The organism is Bradyrhizobium sp. Pha-3, assembly GCF_042258615.1.
Classification (GTDB): domain Bacteria; phylum Pseudomonadota; class Alphaproteobacteria; order Rhizobiales; family Xanthobacteraceae; genus Bradyrhizobium.
The window spans coordinates 5,080,485-5,102,214 of sequence record NZ_CP170152.1; the positions used below are offsets into that span (position 1 = coordinate 5,080,485).

At 60.8% G+C, this 21,730-nt stretch carries 23 protein-coding genes, 1 tRNA gene and 1 pseudogene; 8 read left to right on the plus strand and 17 right to left on the minus strand.

Annotated features, from left to right (window positions below):
• Entirely contained in the window at positions 1-1,260 is a 1,260-nt protein-coding gene (locus ACE10Z_RS24250; RefSeq protein WP_375783016.1) for a D-alanyl-D-alanine carboxypeptidase family protein, read from the minus strand.
• Between the two features lie 162 nt (positions 1,261-1,422).
• Between ACE10Z_RS24250 and ACE10Z_RS24255 the strand changes: the two genes are divergently transcribed.
• Positions 1,423-2,358 (plus strand): alpha/beta fold hydrolase, encoded by a 936-nt coding sequence (locus ACE10Z_RS24255; RefSeq protein WP_375783017.1) that lies wholly within the window; start codon positions 1,423-1,425, stop codon positions 2,356-2,358.
• A 33-nt stretch (positions 2,359-2,391) separates the two neighbouring features.
• Here ACE10Z_RS24255 and ACE10Z_RS24260 read toward each other — a convergent pair whose 3' ends face one another.
• Entirely contained in the window at positions 2,392-3,324 is a 933-nt protein-coding gene (locus ACE10Z_RS24260) for a septal ring lytic transglycosylase RlpA family protein (protein WP_375783018.1), read from the minus strand.
• Between the two features lie 845 nt (positions 3,325-4,169).
• Here ACE10Z_RS24260 and ACE10Z_RS24265 point away from each other — a divergent pair.
• Positions 4,170-4,604 carry an NUDIX domain-containing protein gene (locus tag ACE10Z_RS24265; RefSeq protein ID WP_375783019.1) on the plus strand — a complete coding sequence of 145 codons (435 nt, stop codon included), beginning with the start codon at positions 4,170-4,172 and terminating at the stop codon, positions 4,602-4,604.
• Here the strand turns inward: ACE10Z_RS24265 and ACE10Z_RS24270 are convergent.
• Positions 4,597-5,028: a low molecular weight phosphatase family protein gene (locus tag ACE10Z_RS24270; protein ID WP_375783020.1), complete on the minus strand. Its 432-nt coding sequence runs from the start codon at positions 5,026-5,028 to the stop codon at positions 4,597-4,599. The two genes, ACE10Z_RS24265 and ACE10Z_RS24270, sit on opposite strands and share 8 nt — an antisense overlap.
• On the opposite strand from ACE10Z_RS24270, the gene ACE10Z_RS24275 reads away from it, so the two are divergent.
• The gene (locus ACE10Z_RS24275; protein ID WP_375783021.1) at positions 5,027-5,203 is read left to right on the plus strand and encodes a hypothetical protein; all 177 of its coding nucleotides are present in this window, start codon (positions 5,027-5,029) and stop codon (positions 5,201-5,203) included. The two genes, ACE10Z_RS24270 and ACE10Z_RS24275, sit on opposite strands and share 2 nt — an antisense overlap.
• 518 nt (positions 5,204-5,721) lie before the next feature.
• On the opposite strand, the pseudogene ACE10Z_RS24280 reads toward ACE10Z_RS24275, so the two are convergent.
• The 3 genes and pseudogenes from ACE10Z_RS24280 to ACE10Z_RS24290 form a co-directional block, all read right to left on the minus strand.
• Positions 5,722-5,875: pseudogene (locus ACE10Z_RS24280) on the minus strand (cold-shock protein).
• A 394-nt stretch (positions 5,876-6,269) separates the two neighbouring features.
• Entirely contained in the window at positions 6,270-6,602 is a 333-nt protein-coding gene (locus ACE10Z_RS24285) for a hypothetical protein (RefSeq protein WP_375783022.1), read from the minus strand.
• A gap of 75 nt (positions 6,603-6,677) precedes the next feature.
• Entirely contained in the window at positions 6,678-7,037 is a 360-nt protein-coding gene (locus ACE10Z_RS24290) for a nuclear transport factor 2 family protein (RefSeq protein ID WP_375783023.1), read from the minus strand.
• 810 nt (positions 7,038-7,847) lie between these two features.
• Here ACE10Z_RS24290 and ACE10Z_RS24295 point away from each other — a divergent pair.
• Positions 7,848-8,207, plus strand: a complete 360-nt coding sequence (locus ACE10Z_RS24295) for a tyrosine-type recombinase/integrase (RefSeq protein ID WP_375783024.1) — start codon at positions 7,848-7,850, stop codon at positions 8,205-8,207.
• Positions 8,185-8,274: transfer RNA gene (locus ACE10Z_RS24300), tRNA-Ser, on the plus strand. Before ACE10Z_RS24295 ends, ACE10Z_RS24300 begins: the two co-directional genes overlap by 23 nt.
• 137 nt (positions 8,275-8,411) lie before the next feature.
• Here ACE10Z_RS24300 and ACE10Z_RS24305 read toward each other — a convergent pair.
• The 6 genes from ACE10Z_RS24305 to ACE10Z_RS24330 form a co-directional block, all read right to left on the minus strand.
• Positions 8,412-8,978 carry a hypothetical protein gene (locus tag ACE10Z_RS24305; protein WP_375783025.1) on the minus strand — a complete coding sequence of 189 codons (567 nt, stop codon included), beginning with the start codon at positions 8,976-8,978 and terminating at the stop codon, positions 8,412-8,414.
• Between the two features lie 3 nt (positions 8,979-8,981).
• Positions 8,982-9,704: a hypothetical protein gene (locus tag ACE10Z_RS24310; RefSeq protein WP_375783026.1), complete on the minus strand. Its 723-nt coding sequence runs from the start codon at positions 9,702-9,704 to the stop codon at positions 8,982-8,984.
• Between the two features lie 71 nt (positions 9,705-9,775).
• Entirely contained in the window at positions 9,776-10,504 is a 729-nt protein-coding gene (locus ACE10Z_RS24315) for a hypothetical protein (protein WP_375783027.1), read from the minus strand.
• 369 nt (positions 10,505-10,873) lie between these two features.
• A complete protein-coding gene (locus tag ACE10Z_RS24320; RefSeq protein ID WP_375783028.1) occupies positions 10,874-11,728 on the minus strand; it encodes a helix-turn-helix domain-containing protein in 855 nt (284 codons plus the stop codon).
• Between the two features lie 101 nt (positions 11,729-11,829).
• Positions 11,830-12,210, minus strand: a complete 381-nt coding sequence (locus tag ACE10Z_RS24325) for a hypothetical protein (protein ID WP_375783029.1) — start codon at positions 12,208-12,210, stop codon at positions 11,830-11,832.
• 3 nt (positions 12,211-12,213) lie between these two features.
• The gene (locus tag ACE10Z_RS24330; protein WP_375783030.1) at positions 12,214-12,399 is read right to left on the minus strand and encodes a helix-turn-helix domain-containing protein; all 186 of its coding nucleotides are present in this window, start codon (positions 12,397-12,399) and stop codon (positions 12,214-12,216) included.
• A 679-nt stretch (positions 12,400-13,078) separates the two neighbouring features.
• On the opposite strand from ACE10Z_RS24330, the gene ACE10Z_RS24335 reads away from it, so the two are divergent.
• The 3 genes from ACE10Z_RS24335 (at position 13,079) to ACE10Z_RS24345 (ending at position 14,616) form a co-directional block, all read left to right on the plus strand.
• Positions 13,079-13,819, plus strand: coding sequence for a hypothetical protein (locus tag ACE10Z_RS24335; RefSeq protein ID WP_375783031.1), 741 nt, complete (start codon positions 13,079-13,081; stop codon positions 13,817-13,819).
• Between the two features lie 111 nt (positions 13,820-13,930).
• Positions 13,931-14,263 carry a hypothetical protein gene (locus ACE10Z_RS24340; protein WP_375783032.1) on the plus strand — a complete coding sequence of 111 codons (333 nt, stop codon included), beginning with the start codon at positions 13,931-13,933 and terminating at the stop codon, positions 14,261-14,263.
• Positions 14,260-14,616 (plus strand): hypothetical protein, encoded by a 357-nt coding sequence (locus ACE10Z_RS24345; protein ID WP_375783033.1) that lies wholly within the window; start codon positions 14,260-14,262, stop codon positions 14,614-14,616. The genes ACE10Z_RS24340 and ACE10Z_RS24345 overlap by 4 nt, the downstream gene beginning before the upstream one ends.
• Positions 14,617-14,623: 7 nt before the next feature.
• Here the strand turns inward: ACE10Z_RS24345 and ACE10Z_RS24350 are convergent, their stop codons facing one another.
• The 5 genes from ACE10Z_RS24350 to ACE10Z_RS24370 all read right to left on the minus strand — a co-directional run bounded on the left by ACE10Z_RS24350 (position 14,624) and on the right by ACE10Z_RS24370 (position 21,698).
• Positions 14,624-15,037 (minus strand): hypothetical protein, encoded by a 414-nt coding sequence (locus tag ACE10Z_RS24350; RefSeq protein WP_375783034.1) that lies wholly within the window; start codon positions 15,035-15,037, stop codon positions 14,624-14,626.
• A 532-nt stretch (positions 15,038-15,569) separates the two neighbouring features.
• A complete protein-coding gene (locus ACE10Z_RS24355; protein ID WP_375783035.1) occupies positions 15,570-16,343 on the minus strand; it encodes a competence protein CoiA in 774 nt (257 codons plus the stop codon).
• A gap of 100 nt (positions 16,344-16,443) precedes the next feature.
• A complete protein-coding gene (locus ACE10Z_RS24360; RefSeq protein WP_375783036.1) occupies positions 16,444-17,649 on the minus strand; it encodes a tyrosine-type recombinase/integrase in 1,206 nt (401 codons plus the stop codon).
• Between the two features lie 294 nt (positions 17,650-17,943).
• Complete coding sequence (locus ACE10Z_RS24365; protein ID WP_375783037.1) at positions 17,944-18,816, minus strand: alpha/beta fold hydrolase; 873 nt, start codon at positions 18,814-18,816, stop codon at positions 17,944-17,946.
• A 395-nt stretch (positions 18,817-19,211) separates the two neighbouring features.
• Entirely contained in the window at positions 19,212-21,698 is a 2,487-nt protein-coding gene (locus ACE10Z_RS24370) for an alpha/beta hydrolase (protein WP_375783038.1), read from the minus strand.
• Between the last annotated feature and the right edge of the window lie 32 nt (positions 21,699-21,730).

Genomic DNA, 21,730 nt, shown 5'->3' on the forward strand with positions numbered 1-21,730 from the left:
TCAGAGCTTCTCGACCCCTGCGCGGAACATTCCGATGACGAGCTCCTGGACGCCGTCGAGCGCACGGCGCATCGTCGATCCCGTGCCGACGGCATCCGCCGCGAACACCGGAGTTTCCACCGCGACATTGCCGCCGCGCCAGACCCGGACGACACCGATCTGCTGGCCGGCGGTGATCGGTGCCTTGACCGGACCATTATAGACGACGCGCGCGAGCAGCTTGTCGTTGCCGTTCTTCGACACCATCACCTTGATCGGATCGGGGCTGACCAGCTTGACCGAACGGCTCTCGCCGCCGAACACCCGGGCGTAGCCGACCGGCTGGTTGGCCGCGATCAGGACCCGGGTCTCGAAGCTGCGGAACCCCCATTCCAGCATCTTCTTGGCTTCGGTCGCGCGGTCTTCGGAATCCTCGAGACCGTTGACCACGACGATCAGCCTTGTGTCGTTCTGCACGGCCGAGCCAACCATGCCGTAGCCGCCTTCCTTGGTGTAGCCGGTCTTCAGGCCGTCGGCGCCGGGCAAAGCGTTCAGCAGCGGGTTGCGGTTCTGCTGGCGGATCTTGTTCCAGGTGAATTCCTTCTCGCCGAACAGCTTGTAGCGGTCCGGGTAGGTCAGGATGATGTGGCGCGCCAGCACGGCGAGTTCCCGCACTGTCATCTTGTTGGTCGGGTCCGGCAGCCCGTTGGAATTGCCGAAGGTCGACTTCGTCATGCCGAGCTCGCGGGCGCGCTTGGTCATGAAGTCGGTCGCAAAGGTATGCTCGTTGCCGGCGATGCCTTCGGCGAGCGCGATGCAGGCATCGTTGCCGCTCGGGATGATCGCACCGTGCAGGAGGTCGTCGACCGAGACCTTGCTGTTGATCGCCGCGAACATCGTGGAGGTCCCGGACGGCGCCCCGCCCCGCCGCCAGGCGTTCTCGCTGATCCGGTACTCGTCTGACAGCTTGATGTCGCCCTTCTTGATGGCGTCGAACACCACCTCGGCCGTCATCAGCTTCATCATGCTGGAGGGCGCGCGGAGCTCGTCAGCGTTCTTCTCGAACAGCACGCTGCCCGAGGATGCCTCGACCAGGATCGCGGTCGGCGCATCGCCGTCGAACCCGCCCTCTTCCTTCTTGGCGCCCTGGACGCTGTTGTTGGCGGCATAGACCACCCCGCCGCAGCCGATCGCCAGCACGACCGCGACCGCGACCAGGCCACGCCAGCAACGCCCGGCGCGAGCGAACAACGTGCGGGGAATTGCGGTCTCGGATGCCATCGGCGATGTCCTGAAAGACTGCGTTCTAACAGCTGGAAGTATCGCAAACAACTGAGGTTTCGCCGCTTGTACACGACCGGCTGGATTGCCGGCTGCGCTGAACGCCCGTATCCTTGGAACCAGCTAACGACAGCAGAACCGGCAAACAAGGCGGAAACGCGAATGCCATCCTCCCGCACCATTTCCGCCAACGGCATCGACATGTTCGTGCGCGACGCCGGGCAAGGCCCACTGGTCGTGCTCTGCCATGGCTGGCCGGAGCTGTCCTATTCGTGGCGGCACCAGATCGCAGCGCTCGCCGCGGCGGGCTTTCGGGTCGTTGCCCCCGACATGCGCGGCTTCGGCCGGACCACCGCGCCGGCCGATGTCGGCGCCTACACGATCTTCGATACCGTGGGCGACATGGTCGGGCTGGTGGCCGCGCTCGGCGAGCAGCAGGCGATGATCGTCGGTCACGATTGGGGCGCGCCGGTCGCCTGGCACGCGGCCCTGTTCCGCCCTGACATCTTCACCAAGGTCGCCGGCCTCAGCGTGCCGCCACCGTTCCGTGGCCGCGGCCGTCCGCTGGAAACCCTGCGCGAGGGCGGCATCACCAATTTCTATTGGCAATACTTCCAGCCATCAGGCGTGGCAGAGGCGGAGTTCGAGCGCGACATCGCCCACACCATGCGGCTGGTGCTCGGGCGCGGCGTCTCCGATCCGAGCTCGATGTTCGTCGACGAGGCCAAGGGCTTCCTCGGCAAGCTGCCGGCCGGAATGCCGCTGCCGGCCTGGTTGACTGAGGCCGATATCGCCGAATTCGCCGAAGGCTACCGCCAATCCGGCTTCCGCGGTGGCCTCAACTGGTACCGCAATCTCGATCGCAATTGGGAGCTGACCGCGCCCTGGCAGGACGCGCAGATCCATCAGCCGTCGCTGTTCATCGCCGGCTCGAACGATTCGGTGATTACCGGGCTGATCGGTGCCAAGCGGGTGGCGGACATGGAGCGCGTGCTGCCGAACCTGCGGCAGAAGCTGATCATCGAGGGCGCCGGCCACTGGATCCAGCAGGAGCGCCCGGACGAGGTCAACGCGGCGCTGATCGCATTTCTGAAATGATCAGGCCAAGAGCCTGATTCGCAACGGCTTGATTCAATAGAGGCCGCGCCCGCTCAGGACTTCGGCCGGTCCACGTGCGTCGATCGGCACATAGGCCGCCGCCGGGCTCGGGGCCGCGGCGTAGCGCGCGTCACCCTCGTAGGAGACTTCGCGCGGATTGTTCGGCACGCGGCGGTGCGACCGGCTCGAGGCCGACATTTCCGAGGTGGCGTTGACCGAGGCATAGTCGGCCTGGGTGTTGCCGAGGCTGTAGGGCCGCCCCTCCGGCAACGGGACGTCGCCGCGCACCCGGCCCGACGAGGACGACATCTCGGGCACGAACGGCCGGGCGGAGGCGACCCGGACCATCGATGGGGACGGCGCCGGCGTACCGGTGCGCAGGGTCGCCATCAGCTGGCGGTCGTCGGAGCCTTCGAGCGGCGCCCGGCCGACATATTCGACGCGGACGCGCGCAACGCCATTGCCTTTGAAATCAAGCAGTTCGGCGGCCTTGTTCGAGACGTCTATGAGGCGATTGCCGTGGTACGGGCCGCGATCATTGACGCGCACCACCAGCGACTTCCCGTTGCTCAGATTGGTGACGCGCGCGTAGCTCGGCATCGGCAAGGTCGGATGGGCGGCCGTGAGCGAGCCCATGTCGAACACCTCGCCATTGGCGGTCAGGCGGCCATGGAAATCATCGCCATACCAGGACGCCATGCCCTCGGCGCGATAGTTCTCGTTCTCCTCCGGTACATAGGTGCGGCCGGCGACGACATAGGGTTTGCCGATGCGGTAGGTACCGCCGCCCTTCGGCACGGGGTCACCGAGCGCCACCACACGCGGGCTCGACGACACGCCGTACTTGGGATCGACCCGGCTGGCGAACTGGTTCGACGAGGCACAATTTGCGAGGACAAGGCACGAGGCCGCCGCAACGGCGCCGCGCGCCGTCCGGATCATCGAATCTGGCCGTCTAATCCCCATCTGCCCCAAGTACCATTCTGCCCGGACCCGCGCCTACTCCGAGGCGTCGGGATCGATTCTGTCACTGTGCGGCCCACCTCCGCACCGGATGGTGAAGATATCGCAACCGGAACACGGCGGAAATGGGGTGAGCCGTCGGGTGGTGGCGCCTTGGTGAATGGTCCGTTGCGCTTCCTCCGTCCTTCTACGGACCTCGATGCGCGCAGAACGCCCTCGCCTGTCCCGCCATCAGACACACTGTTGCAGCAAATCATCAGTCGGGGGGCATCTTCAATTCCAACAATTGAATCTTTTTGACTGTGCAAGGCTGCAATCGTTTTCTCTCGGACGTGGGGCGCAAAGGAAGTTTGCGATGATCGAGACGGTTACAGCGGTGATGGGCCTGGTGAGTGCGGCGATCTTCTTGGCGCACGCCGTGGAAGGCTATCGATACCGGGCCTGACAGTCCGTTGAAGGCGGAAAGACGCGTCACCTCTTTCCTGGAGAGAAGTTCGGAAAGCTTTAATCAATTCGGATGAGCATCGGTTGAAGGCAGGTGTATCATGCGTGGTCACGATTTGGTCTCCGACGGTTTTCTAACCCTGACCGCAGCAAGCCTCGTGCTGCTGTGCTCGAGCCTGCTGGCATTTGCCTTCGGCTGAACACACGATGTCTTGGGCGCCATCTGCGCCCATGCGAAAGACCGCGGCGACCCTCGCCGCTCGACCTGCGGCTTCAGCGTTGGAGTGCTGGCGATACCAGCCAGACGTCTACCCAGCCGAGATGATCCGCGCAGCAAATCCGCCGCCTTCTCCCAGCCCCAGTCCTGACGCACGCTTCTACCTTTCCCGCGAGAGGATTCGCGCATGACCGGCGGGTTACGAGAAGGAACGTCCGCCCTGCTGGTCAGCACGGATGGCCGGTTGCTGATGCAACTGCGTGACGACTCTCCTCACGTTTCCGATCCCGGCAAGATCAGCCTGTTTGGCGGGCGGCGCGAAGGCAGCGAGACCTTCCTGGAATGCGTGGTGCGCGAAATCCACGAGGAAATTGGCCATTACCTGCCGCCCGAGCGTTTTGAGCTGATCGGTCGTTACTTCGGACCGGATCATTCGACGCCAGGCGGCACCCTTCACGGCGAGGTGTTCCTCGCGCGGGACGTGCCGATCGACCGGTTGAAGGTCACTGAAGGCCGCCTCGCGATCGTGGCCGTCGATGACCTCGAACGCGTCAGCGGCAGGCTCGCACGCCCGGCAGAATATGCGCTGGCGATCTTCCTGAAGCGCGAACCGGTTACCTGAGCGATGAAACCAGCGCGCGGACGAGCTCGTCGATCATTGGCAGCGCATCCGCGGGATGGGCAACGTCGATGTCGTGCACATGCCAGTAGGTCACCTTGTCGGCGACCTCGGGGAACCGCCGCTCGATGAGCGGACGGTGCTCGGCCTCCTTGAGCGCGATCACCAGGTCGACGCCGTCGAAATCAGCCAATGAACATGGCTGCGGATAGCGCGCTGCGCCCTCCGGAACGATGCCGTTGGCGCGAAGGCGGTCATCGGCAAACACCGACATGGCGCCGACATTGTCGGGCGAGCCCCGTTCGGCCGCGCCTCTCGAGGAGGCACGCCACGGCAGGTTCTCGCCGCGGGCAAGATGATTGAACAGCTCCTCTGCATATCGACTGCGGTAGTAGTTGCCGGTGCAAAGGAAGAGGACGCGCTTCATGGACATCATGATGGCCAACGGCGGTGGCCGCGGTCAACTGTGGAGCGTGCATGCGACGATGACCCGCGGCCTATTGCTGGGCCTCGGCTGCGTAGCATCGGATCAAGGCCAACTTGTCCTCGCGCTCCAATTCAGTTGGTTCGATCGCGGTGCCAGTATCGAGCCGGAGCCGTAACGGAAAACGACCTCAGCGTGGGGATCGCTGAGGCCGTCATTCCGTCTGCTTGGGGCGCGGGCGCCAGTAAGTAGGCCGCCTCGATTCAGCAGAGCGCCGGTACATCCGCGGCAGCTCGAATTGTACTCGACGTTGGGGCGTGGTTGCCGAGGTCTCACGGGGTACCCCACAGGGCGCATCCGGGGGTCTGCCGTCAGATAATCCGACAGCGCATGTCCTGCTTCGCGCTATTACCGCAACGTAAGCCCCCAGAAGGCGATGAGCAGCAGGGCGCAAGCGCCCAGTCCCATCAGCGGCACGACGGCTTCCAGCATCATGGCCGAATCAACTCCGTCCGTAGCCGAAGCATGCGCGCGAGCGGAGCGTTTGTCGTCGCCCACCTCTAACGCCACCCCAATAAAAACGACCTCGACGCAGGGAGCGTCGAGGCCGCATTCAATCTCCCGCAGTCGGGGTTGGGCAACTGAGACGACGGGAGCAGTGGACTACTCCCGACCCTTCCACTTGTTCCCGGGGCGTCAACCCACCCTCAAATTTTCAGCGGATGTCTTGCCGCGATTTTGGACTTCGTAGCTTACCCTCCCCCTCATCGAGGCTGCTCCGTCCCGCTTTGGCGACCGCTGAGATGTGCACGAAGACGTCTTTGACCGTCCCGCGGTGCGATTGCGCCAGACGGTGAAACGAGACTGAGTCGCTCGAGATATTTGGGCAGCAAGGGTGACGCTGGTCCGGCGTTTTCCACACGAAAGACCGGTGGCAGGCCATTTTCGAGGAACGCACGAAACCGGCCTGAAACAATGGACAGATACCACACCTTCCCGAATAGATCGGGGGTAAGCGTCATGATGGAAGCCGCTATCGTCGTATTGCTATGCCTGAGCGTTGCGATCTTGGGTGCCCACGCTTACGACGCCTTCCGCTTTCGCGCTGATTGACAAAGCTGCTTGGTGGCCGGGTGAGCGATAGCGAACGATGAAAATGACGGAGGAACGCTCCTGGGCCGTTTCAGAGGGCGCCGCTCGCAGAATCATGGCGCACACTCGAGCATTTGAGCCGACGGGTACGCCTAAAACTTACGCCCGGAGGAGTCCATCCTTTTGCATTCCCCGCTGACTGTGAGGGATTTCCGTTCCGTCGACAGGGTTTTGGTAGCCTTGCCTGACTGTCGGGAAATAGTGATCGAAAGCGAAGCTGTGTGATCCTTTCCACCGATGGTAATTTCTGTCGGGCCATCGAAAGAGAAGGAATCCTGGTTCACTCTCCAGCCTGCTGCTGTATCGATGTAGTACTGGAGGGTCGACGCGGCCATGGTCCAATCATCAGTTGAGGCAAGCGGAAAATCGCACTCCAATGATGCGACCAGAGTTTGCGCCTGACCTTCCAAGGTCAACGCTCCCAAGGTCAACGCTCCCAAGGCCAGAAGCGATAGAAATCCATTCCGTATGACTTGCACGTAACAACTCCTCGAAGCGGCTTATCGTCTTGTCGACCGGCGATCTCCCTGTGGCGCCGCTAGAGCGCCCCATTCCATGTAAGCAATCTTGCCTTCTGCATCGAATTCCATAATCGCGGTCGTTGCACCACGCGGTGTAACGAACGATATCGATGTTCCATTCAAGACCGGCTTTAGATCGCCAAGCTCGGACGGAACGCAGTCGTCCAAACGCTCTTTCCAGAAGGCCATCAACCGCGCTTCGCTGGCGACGGTTTCCCTAACGCAGCATCGACAATCCACGACAGCTGAGTCGGCGTGCATCTGTACAATCGCGTTAAGGTCGCGCGCGCGATAGGCGTCCAGCCAATCGATCGCCGCGGCCATCGGGTCAAAGGACATATTTCCTCACCTACATCCGTATCGTAGCTGAGGAATAGAGCGCTTCCAGGAGGAACCGATACTGGGAAAAATACTGCCCGGGTGAAAGCTGCCTCAGCTGGCGGCGTCGTTCAAAAGCAGACGCTGCCGCAAATCGATTTGGTCGCGGGCCTGCGATGCCAGACGCAAGCCACCGTCGGCGGCATCGCGGTTTCGTGAGAAATCCCCGATGTGCACATACTCCGAATTTGACGGTCGCCGCGAACTGGCAGTCATCGTGGCGTCGATACTTGCATGTAAAGTGATGACCAACCGGCGCGAAAGCGCCTCCGAGACACAGGGGGCGTAAATGGAAGAACGAAGGATCGCGATGTTGCGCGTGCACGAGCAAAACATCGAGCATTACCGAGGGTTGCTTCGCACCAGACTTAGCGAAATCGAGACTCACTTCATCGAACGGCGCTTATCCGAAGAGCGTTTCGCAATCGAGATGCTGAAGTTTATGACCCGTGGGGAAACATCACCCAGGACGGATCTGTTCGCATAAGGCGACGCCACATACCCCTTCGGTAGTACCCCGTTTGCGAGATGAACCTTGGCACGCTTTGTGCTGACCCTTCACATGTCGGGATTTTGCACATCCTTCCCGGGGCTAGGATCAACGCCGCCAGCGAGCATTTTAAGCCTGGCGGCGTTGTTGCGCGTAAGCTCAGGTCATGCCCTTCACGCGAAAGCCAATCGAGATCCGGCCGGAATTCGCCGCCAGTCCGCAGCGGACCCGCGCGCCTGTCACGGCTCAAGCTGGGCACCGTAAGGCTTCCTGACGATGCAATGCTGTTCGCCGGCCTCGACGGCGCCCTGCCTTCTCAGAAACGCTACAGCAAAGGCCTGGAGCGACTTCCAGCCCAACACGGGTTCCACAATCTCCGGCACCCCCTTGCGTCCCAGCTGTTCGATGCCGGCGTGGATATCGTCACTATCTCAAAGCGCCTTGGGCCCGCGAAGCCGGACATCACCTTGCGCGTCTACGCCCACTTGTTTAGGAACGACGACGGCAAGGCGGCGGCGGCGATCAATGCGGCGCTGGCGCGTCAGGTGCCAAATCGGGTGCCAATTTCGCGGTTCGTTCTCTTCGAGTCCGCCGCTAAGCACTTGAAACTGTTGGTTTGGAAGGGTGGCCGAGTGGTTTAAGGCACCGGTCTTGAAAACCGGCGTGCCCGCAAGGGTACCGTGGGTTCGAATCCCACCCCTTCCGCCACCTTACTCCCGTATCATATTGAATCTATTTAAGATTGCTGTATTCGGCCCGGTGTGTCCTAGCAGATGCCCTAGCAGCTGCAAGAGCCACCCTGGAGACGGCCAGCGAACGAGCCGCACAGAAAGACCACGTTTGCCTCAGGTAGGTCTGATTTTGTGGAAGAGCGCCAACAGCGCCGCTTTGCCCCGCTCCAAGGCGGTTTTTTCTGGCTCGTTTTCGAGATTGGCTTCAGGCAAGAGGTTGATCTGATCTGGATGGATCGCGTTGAACTTCTTGCTCAATTCCAGAATGAATCGATCGCGTTCAGCCGTTTTCTCGGCCGGCACATTACCGGTGAACGTTAGATCCGAGTGCGCCTGATCACCGCCGTCGATCGGGGTAAAATGGACGCCGAGCACGAGGTTTTCGATTGTCTGTCCGGCGAGTTTCTCTTTTGGAAACATCAGGCCGTAGAACGTCCTGTTGATCCTCTTGCAGTACTCGATGCAGTTCGCACCGACGTCGTCAATCGACCCGGCAAGCGAACGCAGACGGCCCGACGTCTCGGCATCCCAAGGTCGATTCTTATCAGCAGGCGGCGGATTCAAGAACTTGCCTTGAAAGGCGGCGTGCTGGATACGCCCCTTCGTGATGTGATCCTTGCTCGTGAGGATGCGATACCAGATATCACCCTCCGGCGCCGGGTCCCCATCCGTGAGCGCCATTCTTTAGAAACTCAGTTGCTGGAAAATCGTCCGGAGAGTTTCTTCTGTACGATCGGTGAAACCCTCGTGCGTGACCCGGCCGAACTCTCCGTTCCGGAGCGACCAGTAGGCGCGCCACCGCTCGCCCGGCCCGATGTCGAGGAAAAGACGATCGAGCTTATGGTTCAGATCTTCTGGAACCCATTCCAGCGCAACCGAGCCGTCACCAGCCGGGGCCGCGTCCGGATTCCCCAGCGTAGGTGGCATGATCTCCATCAACTTCCGCGCATAAGCGAGTGTCTCAGGCGTGATCGCTTCCGCCCCCTGACCGTCCCAATTTGCTGAGTGAAATTCTTCATATCCTTTTAGCGGCGTAACGGCGTGAGCCGGCCTGCCGTAAAACAACATTGCAGGCTTAGGAATCTCAGAAACGGTCACACTGTTGCAAATGATCGAAAAGACGCCCCCGCTCACCGCCTTATTCACTTCGTCGCGCCACAACAGCACCTGATCACTATCAGGGCCTTTGAATAGACAGGTTTGCCCGAAGAGCAAATTGTCTCTGGTCAAATCGTGGACTGTAAAGAAGTGATCGATGTCAATCGGCGTGTATCGGACGACACAATCTTTAGGTGTGTCAAACGGGCGGTAGCCCAACGCGGCAATCGTCGTCAGGTTGCTATTCGGCAGGTAAGCGTCCGGCTCCGTCCAGTTGGGCCCGTTCGTTCCTGCGGCGACGACAGTCATTGATTCGCCGGCACGCAAAATGGCCCCCGGAGGTGGGGTGGTGTCATTGGTTCGGAAAGTGCGTGCCCGGGTCACAGAACTTCGCCTAATATGGCATTTTCCAACGCAAGGTCGGCCAGCTCCCTATATATGGGAGCCAGTAACGCCGCGTCAAATGCGGTGGCATGCTTGACATCAGTATTATGATCCAGCTCAAGCCGCAGCGCATGCGTGATATCGTCGGAAAAAGCCGCGGGATTAACTGCATCCGGGGTGAAAACCTGCAGTTGAATTTGGACTACCGACCAAGTGGTTATCCGATTCAATCTCAGCGTGCTATCGGTCTTGCTGGCGACGGGCCAATTAATACGAAAGTGGAGGTCATGCAATTTGTCAGCTGGATGCTTGATCGACTTCACCAGCGACGTCAAAGCCTTGTAAGCGTCGAGCCGTTCTGGGAATGGAAGCAATAAAATTGGGGCAAACCCGACTCTGGCGACCGGAAACGACATCCTTTCGAGGAGTGGGATCGTCTTCTCCAAAAACGAATACATAGCGCCCGGCCAGGCTCCCAAAGAAGGGACCCCTGACGCCCCCGGTACGCCCGGAATCAGAACACAGTCACAGCGATTTCCTAACGCTCCGAGGGAAAGCTGACCGCCCATCAGGTTCGACACGAAAATGTGGCGACCACCCCCTTTTTGTTCTTGCTCTGCCTCGTCTTGGCCTGTGAGCCGCTTCCAATCTTCGCCGGTGATGCTGGCGGTCCCGGTTGAGAAGGCCGTTAGTCGGAGACTTTCGCAAATCCAATCAAATGACATCAACCATCCTCGGTGGGCCAACCAACGGTAGCACCGACCGATTAAGGAAAATAGCGGGGACCGGTCCCAAATCGAGCCATTGCGCACGTGCTCAGGGCGCACCTACCGCCTTCCGGTACACGTCCGCGCGGGCCGCTGTATCGTTCGTTGGCGCAGCGAGAAACCCATTTCGGAGCAGCCTGAGACCCGCTTTCTGGTACCCGCGCTAGGGCAGCCGTTAGGGCGCCCTCACCCATCCAACGAGATTGTTGATTGATTTCAGAACGGTGGTCTTCCAACGGGGCGGAGAAGAGATCCGACAAAGTGGCTTCGTGCAGCACTCGCCCTCCCCGCGCGGCCTTGGGTTTCTGTTTCACCGTACGTGCTTGTTCAGTCATCTCCGTCCGCATAACGCGTCTCGTATCGCGCCACAAAGCCACCCAACGACGGCACCTGAGCTTCCGGCGTTTCGCTGAGAAACCAATGAGCATCCGCTACGATGTCGGCCGCGCAATGGCCGGAGCGCAGCAGCTTGTACCAGTTGACCAGCAAGCCCCGTTCCGATCGGTCGCCCAACTCGACGAATGGATCATCCCATTCGGTCCTGAAACCCATCTGCTGAAGCTCGCGCAGCGCACGGGCGGCTTCCTCTCGGGTTTGCCTGTACGGCGGCTTTGGCTTGGCGTCGCTCTTCTGCGATGGCTCAAACTTCAAATCGACATCGCTTGGCCCCGACGCGTTTTCGGCGCCGGGAATGTTGTTAGTTGGTTGTTCTAATTTATTGTTAGATGATTGTTCTGGGTGCGCATCACATGCGCCCCCCTGCGCACCTGCTGCGCTCTCTGCGCGCACGTGCTGCGCCCCCTCGTGCACGTGCTGCGCATCATCCTTCGATATCGCATTGAGCTCGCCACACCCAACCTTGATATTGTAGACAGCTGCAGTGTCGCTTCCGTTCGCGCGGTATCGCTCCGTTCTGAAGACGAGCCCCAAGGTCTCCAGCTTGCGAAGGTGGATTTGGACGGTCCGGCGCGATAAGCCGGTAATGTCGCATATCGTGCTGACTGATGGCCACGCCTTGCCCTCGTCGTTTGCGTGTTTGCACAAGGCGACCAAGACGAACTTCGTCGTAGGATCAGCCAGGCGAACCTGCCTGAAGGCCCAATCAACGGCCTTGATGTTGGTGAAGCTTCCGACGTGCATATTCATATTTGACGATCCGTTTCCGTTGACGGGCATCGTCATCGCGAGACTTGATTTCCAGCTGATGCTGAATCATATTGCTCGCCGCTGAAGCGACGCCCCTTGCATGGATAGTTTCAGTTTGTCTCTCGAGCTCGCACAGTTCACAGGCTGTGCGGGCTCTTCTTTTTGCTGTGCCCAAGGGCTGCTGCTACCGGCGCGGCCGGCTTGCGCTCGACCACCTGCGAGGCAATTGGTTTTTTCCGCTTGTAGCGATGCGGCCCGGACTCGCCGTTCTCGCGGCGGTACGAGTAGCGCGGCAACGCGGATAGGATCGTGACGGCGGCCGGATCGATGTCGCCACAGCGGTGTCTGACGAATTCGAGCAGCATTTCGCGACTCCGGATAGCGTAGAGGCCGCGCCATGCTCCGTCTTCATCTAGCTGTTCGATCCTCCACGCCGCGCATTTCCACACACCCTTGTCGTGGACGAAGGTCACGCGCCAGTCCGCGTTGAGCTGCGCGACAAGAAGCCTTTCGGTCATGATTCACTCGGCTGCGATCAGACGGTGCTTGGGTTCGTAGCTCGGCAAGTCCTCCAGCCAGCGCTGAAGATCCTCGCGCAGGATCAATGTTTTTTTGCCGAGCTTACGCGCGCGCAGAGCGCCTGAATCGACGGCCTTGTAAAGCGTGTTGCGCCCGACCCTCGCAACTAGGCACGCTTCATCGATCATGAAACACAGCGGCTCTATGTGCTCCGGCGGTAAGGGAGCGATCTGCCGCGATACAAAGGGTTTCCGTTGGTCCATAGCACATTGCCTTTCCCCCGGAAAAACCGGGGTTAGTTGGCGGGCGCGGACCGTCTGTGAAACGGGGCGACCGGCAAGTGCTCCTGTGGACGGATGCAAGCAATCACAAAGAGCGTACGCGCGCTAGTCCGGTAACAAGGAAAATTTTGCGCGCGCGGTTGGCCGACATCCTGATCGCGCGCATGACGGTTGGGGCAGTTGCTAGGACAGCGTCGAGCGCGCGGCGACAATCATCGGAAAAGCACGGCCGGCGCGCGCCATGTGTGGCGGACAGCATCTCCGCCTTCCGAAGCAATGACCCGCTGCGCCATGACTCGAAACGCAGCGGGCATCGCGATCGACGGCGCGTACATCCGGCGCCGCATCTCGACTCAAAAAGATCGCCCGCCGGTTTGGGACGGCGGGCGATCCAACACGAAGAGGACTGCGGTCACGATCAGCAACGATCTTGGAGACCATGATCATCATCGCACGATATCGAAGCGTGCACAACATCGCGCAACTACAGGGTAACAAGGGCGAAGGAAGTCGCGCGCGATCGCGACATGCTGTAGGTTTGCAATTCACAGGAGCCACATCACGCAACCCACAAAGGACTGTGAAAATGGCTGACGAAAAGAACGAGACTCTCGATGCCGAGAAGTTGCTGGCCGGGCTCACTGCGCTCGCAGATGCATTCTCCGCTCACACCGAAAAAGTCGATGCGAAACTCGCGGAGATCGAGCGACGATGCGACGCCGTCATCGAGTCGCGGGGCGTGGGCGGCCGGATGGACGGAGGCGATGATCGTGTAATGGCTGAACGGGTCGCAGCCGACGCAGTTGGTCATGGAGAGTTCGCGGCGTTGGCATCGCGTGTAGGCCAGCTTCATGACCGCATGTATCGCAAGACGGACGTCGACAAGCTCGCGGAGACGCAATCGCGCTGTGACAGCGTTTTCCGGGCTCTGGGCGGCCCGGCTGAGCCGCCGATGAACGGTGAGAACCACGTCGACTATGAAATTCGCCTGCACCGCCAATTGCAGAAGCACAGCGCGCGGTGGAAGGGCGCCGACCTGAGATCCCTGAGCAACGATCAGAGGGTGCTTTCGAACGTATGCGCTGACATCCGTGCAGATGCTTTGCAGGCCGGTCTCAATCCGCCCGACCTGAAGCCGTTCGAGCATCGCATGATCGTCGAACGTCCGGAGTCCGGCCATACCGTTCGGCGCTTTATCGGCAACGGCACGATCTACGCGCAAATGTCTCGGCGGCCCATGCGAGTGCGTTCGTTCGGCGCCGACGATCGGTATGGCCGCTCGGCTGGCGGCAGTGTTCAAGCGGCCGGTGCGTCCAGCCCCGTGTAACGTCAAAGCAGAATGGCTGCCTCGCGTAAAAACGCGGAGAGAACGCGGGGGCGCCCGTTCGCCCCCGGCAATGCCGGCCGACCGAAAGGCGCTCGGAACAAGACGACGGTCATGGCTGAGGCGTTGCTCAGCCAGGACATCGAGGCCGTGATCGGCAAAGTTGTCTCAAAGGCGAAGCGCGGAGACATGCAGGCGGCCCGATTGATCTTGGACCGCGTCATGCCGCCGCGCCGGGGCCGCACCGTGCGGTTTCCGTTACCGAAGATGGAAACCTCGGCCGACGTCGTTAGCGCACTGGCGGCCGTCGCAAAGGCGATGGCGGCGGGGCAGCTCTCGCCGGCTGAGGCCGTAGAGGTCGCTGGCGTCATTGAAATGCAGCGGCGCGCGATCGAAACGCAACAGTTGGAGACCAGACTCCACGCACTAGAGGATCGATTTAGATGACCAACGATCTCATTCGCCGTCTTGAGGCATTGGAGCGCCGGATGAATGCAGAACGACCTTCGGGCACGTTGCCGCCGGGCGGTCCGCTTCGAGTGACGATTATCCACGGCGGGCTGCCGCCGGGCGATCCGCTGTTTGCCACGGCGGGCGCTCATGAATGGCTGCGCGAGCCGGGAGAAGACCTCGATGCATTCGCTGATCGGGCGCGCGCGGCCGCGCTGGAGCTGAAGGAGCCGCTGCTGGTGATTGGCGGCCTGCCGGCGACGCAGGCGCAACAGGACGTAGCGATGGCTGCTTATGACGCGTGGCTGCTGACCGACGATGGCGTCCCGCCGTGCGAGCCATCGCGTTGAGATCGGTCTAGTCGACGGGATCGTCCTTCAAGCACGACCGATAAATCCATTGCGGAAAACCGCCTCGCACCAATCTGTAAATGGACTGAGACGATCGGAGCACCTGAATCTGCTTCGTGATTCTCATCATGGCCCCAAGGGCAATCATGTCTGGGTCAGGTGTTTTGCCGACGGCGGACGCCGCCGTTCTCGCCGCCTCTTGGACGCCCCATTGCAGCATCGCATTGATAGTAGCGCCCTTGGCGGAAAGGTCGGCCAGACCGTTCGCATACCGCAGCGAACTAGCGCACGCCGCCTGCAAAGAGGGAAGCTCTGGCTTAGCTGACCACTCACGCATTGACCCCAAGAGTTCATTGTCATCCGCAATGGCTTCGCGGCGAAAGATCAAGAGGGCAAAAAGAAGCGCAAACAATCTAGCCATGTATCTTCCCTGTGTTCGTGCAACCGCCCGCGCCCGCACCGGCTGGCGCCGGGACGGGTGATTGCGCGTGAACACAGGGCTCAGCACGCCCCACGTATTCCCCCGTGGGGTATTATATTTCGTGAGCCGCCCGACATAGCGGGAAGCCCTGTGTCTCAACGCGCATTGCGTATCCCTCAGCCGCAATCACTCGGCGCGGGGATTGAGACAATTAGCCCTATTTGGGCACTCAAGGAAAGATCGAATTGCGATTTTAACCATCTCAACATGGCCGTGCCGGTCGACGGCAAAGTCACCCACACAGCATCGGAAGCAACTGCGCGAGGCCGAATGGGAGTTGCCGCGCCCTTATTCAATCGATCACGGCCCGGGCGGCCGTCTCGACGCTGGGGCCTGCGTTGGGGCACGCGCGCCCAACGCGCAGCATTCTTGATTGATTTCAGTGACCTTAGGCTTCCGATATGGCGGACGAAGCGTCCGCCTACCGTCCGCTTAGGGCCAGAAAGCTGACGATGGTGTAGGCCGAGCTACACTAGAGACGCCGAATGCTACGCCTTCTTGCGAGGTGCTGCGGGAAGCCCGGCAACGGCTGGGGTCTTTGCGCCGCGCGATGAAGACCCTCGACAATCACGCCAACGCCTGCCGAAAACTGCTCCTCGGCGTCGAGTCCTTGGCGATGTGTGTGCAAGAAGGACTCGCGCGACACGGGCGTTAAATACACTCTGCCATTTCGGCTGATGGGATCGCGCCGCCAAACGACGGGCGTTCCATCCTCATTGCCCAAATCAAAATAGACCGGCACGGGGCTAGAATTCCAATCGCGCAACAGCGCGCATTCTTCGTGGTGGTTGGCGACATAAAGAATGCACGGTGGCTGGCCCCACACGCATGGGCCGATACACTTCAATAGCTGGGCGGCATCGCGCTTGCGTCTGCGCCCGTCTACCACCCAAACCATCTTGCGATAGAACGACTCTCGCGCCGCGCGCTCCTCCGCTTTGAGGAACGAATGCTGAAACTCAATGACCATCCCGCTTTGCGTCTTTACGTCGGCGACGTGCTTCTCACCGCCCTGCGCGAAATGGACAGTCTCCTGCCAGTCTGTCGGAAATTCATTCTTCCAAGCTCGATGCCATTCTGTTTCCGGCTCCCACCACGGATCGCAGACGCGAACACCTCGGTGTGCCCAGTGCCAGACTCTGTGATCGCCGCACTTGGCAATGACGGGAGCCCCGCAAGATGGGCATGTAGCGGAAAGCCCAGGTTGAGCCTCGCGACGTTGGCATTCAATGGCTGCGAACTTCATTCTCTGTCATGTCCTCAACCGCAAAGTAGAGCTATCGTAACGGCAAACAGGGGCGCGTTGAAAGGCACGTTTGATGTCCGCTACAAGCGTGACTGCAGCCCTAACCGCTCACATGCTTGCCGCTGAACTGCACCACCTTGCTAGCCTTCGGCGTCGAGCAGAAGATCGCCCAAGCTTCCATCAGCTTGCGCCGCTTCTCGAAGAGATCGCCGCGCCGATACGCGGCTTCCACCTTGCTCTCGATCACGTGTGCGAGTGCAGCTTCGCACACCTCCCTGCTAAAGTTGGTGCACTCGGAGGCCCAATCTCTGAACGAGCTACGAAAACCGTGCGGCGTCGCATCTTCGATCTTCATGCGGCGAAGCATCATCTCCATCGCCATCCCCGACAGAGGTTTCTTGGCTTTCTGACCGGGAAAGACGTGTTCGCCAACTCGGACCTCGTGCAGCGCCTTCAGGATCGCCACTGCGCGCTTCGGCAGTGGGACCCGATGCTCAATGCCGCCCTTCATCCGCTGCGGCGGCACAGTCCACACAGCACGGTCGAGATCGATTTCCTCCCAGCGTGCGCCCAGTGTCTCCCCCGAGCGCGCAGCGGTGAGGACCGTAAATTCGAGAGCACGCGCAGCAACAGCATCGCGAGCTTTCAAATCGCTCATGAACGTGGGGACATCCGCATAGGGCATCGCCGCGTGGTGGCCACGCGTCAGCTTGGATTGCTTCGGCAGCAGATGGTCTAAGTGTCCGCGCCAGCGCGCCGGATTTTCGCCTGAACGCAAGCCCTGCGCCTTAGCAGCGTCTAAAACCTTTTCGATCCGGCCGCGAAGGCGGGACGCGGTTTCCGGCTTGCTCTGCCAGATTGGCTTCAGGACTTCGAGCACGTTATCGACGGTCACCTCCCCGACAGGCAGGCGTCGAAGGGGAGCGGCATAGTCTCGGAGGGTCATCGTCCACTGCGCGCCGTGCTTCTCGTTACGCCAAGAAGGCCGCATGGCCTCAATCAGTCGGTCTGCACATTCGCCGAATGTAGATCCTCCTGCCGGCTTCCGAGCGCCCTTTGGATTGACACCTTCCGCAATCTGCGCGCGCGCCCCGCCGGCAAGCTCTCGTGCGCGTGCCAGCGACACATCGCGTGCGGAGCCGAATCCCAGCTCCGTAGGTTTGCCGTGCCAGCGATACAAGAACGTCCAGCGCCGGCCGCCGTTCGGTGAGATCGAAAGATACAGGCCGCCACCGTCAGCATGGCGGCCGAATTCCTTGATCGTTGCGACTGATCTCGCGTTGAGCCGGTTAATTTTCCGGGCCATCGCCTTCTCCCTGCCCTACTTCGTGCCCTAGCACTTGAGCCGGATTGTAGAAGATGAAGGCAAGCAATGAAAGGCAAGTGCAACGAGAAACCCCTGAAAAACAGGCATATCTCCAATCAACTATGGGCACACACAAGCATTGGCAACGAGTAGTACGGAGGACACCCCTTCCGCCAGTCCATTGCCTGCACCGACCGGTATTGCGGGGTTCTGTGACCATTGGCCGCCGCGCCACGGTTGAATTCCACGGTTGTTCGACCGAATGCCGCGTACGGGACGATTGAGCACGTACCCTCACCGCCGCTCGTCGCCCAAGCCGCCGAACCAGGCGCCGAAATAGCCGGCGTAGAGCGGCGGCATTTCCAGGTTCATCGAGTGGCCGACGCCCGGCACGATCACCAGGCGGCAGTTCGGCATCGCCGCCGCCATGGTCCGCAAATCATCGGGCGCGATCCAGCCGTCGCCCTCGCCCCAGACCACGAGATGGGGATGCCGGATTTCGGGCATCCGCCGCTCGAGTTCGCGGCTCTCCCGTTCCCGCGTGAGATTGACCGGAGTGCCGATCCATACGCCTTCGGAGACGCCAAACGTCTGATCCAGGATGCGCTCGAACAGGGTCTGGATTGCGCCCAGCCCCTCGCGGAACACCGGCACGGCATTCGGCCCAATGCTGTCCGGAAGGAACAAGGAAGATGCGGCCGTCGCCATCATCGCGCGCGTGACCTCACGGCTCGCCATCATTGCGCGGAATAGCCCAATCTGCTCCGCGCTGAACGCGAGTCCAAGTGGCGTCACGGGATCGAGCGCAAATACCCGGCCAAACCGCTCCGGCTGCATCAGCAGCATCCGCGCCGCGATGATGCCGCCAGTGGAATGCGTCGCGAGATGACAGAACGGGATCTGCAGTGCATCGAGCGCCGCCAGCATATCGAGCGCATGTTGCTGCATCGAGTAGTTGGCATAGCCAGCTGTCGCGGGCGGGCGATCGCTGTCGCCACAACCGCGCCAGTCGATTCCGATGACCCGAAGGCCGCTCGGGAACAGGGAGGCGGCGAGTTCGATCCAGTCCTTGCTGGCAAGATTGCCGTGGATGAAGACGACCGTGGTGTCGCCCTGACCCCACTCCCGCCAGCCAAGGCTGACTTCTCCGGCACGAACTTTGGGCATTGCAACCTACCGATTCAATCATCCGAAACCCGGCAGACAACCCTCACTTCTCATCGGCGCCTTGGCGCGTCTCTTATGACGCGCCGCTGAGTGGCGATCTGACGATCTGGAAGCCCCTCGCTTCCAGCTCACGCATGATGGCCTGGGTCAAGTGCGCGCATTCCTCGGGCAGTATCCAATCGGGACCCCGCCAATCTGGATCGCCTTCCTTTGGATAGAAGGCAAACGCTGACCGAATGGCCGTTGCTATGGCATCTGCAGGATCGTCTGACATAGCCGTTGCTTCCCACTGATGACGAGCCAACGCTACAAGCGAAGCCAGGGAACGGAGGACGGTGCTGCCGCGCTCCGTTCACTGCAGGCTTTATCTCCCGATGCGCAACTCACCTTCGACTCTACTTGTTCAAACCGGCCGTCGGATTCGGTCCATCCGGCGTTGGCGCAACAGCCATCGCTGAAACGACGCCATTGATGAGGCGATCGATCTCGATCGGCGAACTGGTATCGAGATTTCCAGTCAACGCGAAATCGGTCACGTCGGCCGGAAATTCCACCGGATTGTCGGTATGGATGAAGTGTCCCGTATCCGGATAGATCTTCAGGATCGGGCGGTTGTTCGCCCGCGTCATCCGCATCATGAACGGCGTGATGATGTCGCGCCCGAGGTCCTTCAACCCGTTAAAGGGAGTGCCGGGAATGAAAGGCTCCTTGTCGCCGAAGGCCAGGAAGATCGGGGCCTTGATGTCGGTCAGCCGCCGGTACAGATTCTTGGGATCATCCTGCTGCAGCTCCGACACCATGCCGTAGATGTCGAGAATATACACAGTGGCCCACTGCTCGAGCTCCTTCGGATCGCCCTTGGTGAGACCGACGCGCTGCTCGGTATGGAACCGTGCATACTCGCTGTCGTTCATGAAGTAGCCGCTCTTGCTGCGTCCAACCACGCCGGTGACGGGATCGCGCTTCTTGAAATAGAAGAAGTCGCGAATGTTCTGCTCGGGACGGGCGATTTCGTTCGCGAGGATCTGGGTCGGTCCCCAGACATCCTTCCATTTCTCGAAGTTGTGCTCGAGCGAGGCGTCGAACAGCTTTGCGGTCTTGCCCGGCGCAATCGTTACTTCGCGCGGATATTCCTCCAGGCCGGCCGGCGCCTCGAGGATCAGGCTCTTCACGGCGTCGGGATATGTCAGCGCGTAGCCCAGGATTAATTGGCCACCCAGCGAATGGCCGAGATAGGTCGCCTGTTTGACCTTGAGCTGGTTGACGACGAGGTCATAGACCACCTCGCGCATGTCCTGCATGGTGCGCGCAGGGCTCTTGTCGAGATTGCCCGGACCTGACATGCCATAGTGCGGCAAGTCGGGCGCGATCACGCGCAGCCCGCTGCGCAGCGCGTACTGCATGATATTGCCGTAGTGGCCGGCGAACGCCCCCTTGCCATGAATGATGACGAGGACCTTCGGATCCTTCTCGTTGCCATTGTATTCATCCATGTAGCCGATCTGCCAGGCCGTACCTTTGGCGTCCTTGGCGTTGGCGTACTTCACCGGATAGGGATAGGTGACATACTCCTTCCAGAAGGATTTCTTCGGATCGATGTCGGATGCCACACCCGGCGTGCGGAAGTTCTTGTCGACGAACTGCTGCGCTCGGTCGAGGCTGGCAACGTCCTCCATGAAGGCCACGAATTTCGGGTCGTTCTTGTGGCCATTGATGATCGAGAATACGCCGTAGTGCGCAACCGGGCTCTCCTCGGCAATCAGGTCGGCGCCCGGGATGTTTTCGACTGCTTTCTCGGCGAGCTTGAAGTTGAGCCACAGGTCGTTCTTGATGTGCATGACCAGTGTGCGCGACTGGATGCGGCCGAGGTCGTTGTTGATATTGTGAAGCTCGCCGACGCGGTTGCGCCAAACAAGGTCAACGGCGTCATATAGCTTGGAGCGATTGATCACGTTGAGCCCGGCCTTCTCGTTCGGCGGATCCCAATAGAAGATTTCGGGCTGCACTGCGGTGAACGCCTGCGTGGTCCGGTACGAGAGATCGTATCCGGTCAGGCCCAATACCGACCAGCCGAATGCCATGCCCATCAACGGGTGCTTCTCCTTGGGCAGCTTGTAGTAGTCACCGTTGGTCTGCTGCCAGACGGGATCGGACTCGATCGCCGCCGTCATCAACTGGAACGTCCAATTGCCGACGGGATCTCCGGCGTCCGATTGCGTCGTGCCGCCGATCGGCATCAGCGCACTGACATATTCCGGATGCATGACGCCCCAAACATAGGTCTGGGTGCCCCCCATCGAGACGCCGGCCGCGAGCGCGACCCGGGCGACTTTCAGATGATCGCGAAGCATCCGGTAGTTTGCCTGCACCATGTCGAAATAGGTGTACTGGGGAAACTTGATCCCGAGGCCATCCGAAGGCTTGCTGGCACCCCAGGTCCCAAGCGGATCGACCATCACGACGTAATAGCGGTCAGTGTCGATCGGCCGGCCCGGTCCGATGATCGGCACGCCGCCGGACAGTGCGGCGCCCTTGACCCACTGCTCATACATGTCGGTCGAGTCGCCGGAGTAATAGGAGTTGATGACCACAGCGTTGGTGATTTCGCCGGCCGCGTTTCGCCGCGGCGTACCAACCGCGATGTAGGCGGTGCGCAGTTTTCCGCCGCCGAGTGATTCAAGGGTGACACCCCCCTCACCGCCGTTTTCCCACTTCGAAGGATTGGCCAGGTCATACTTGCCGCCGAGCTTGAAGTCGGCGATCTCGTAGTATTGCTTCAGGCCGTCATGCTGGACTTGCGACGAGCGGCGCGTGAACGGCTGAGCGGTCGCAACCGATGCGCTAAAAGCCAGCAGCAACAGGCCAATGAAAAGGCGCCTCATGGAAATCCTCCCTGACCGGATTTTGGGGAAGG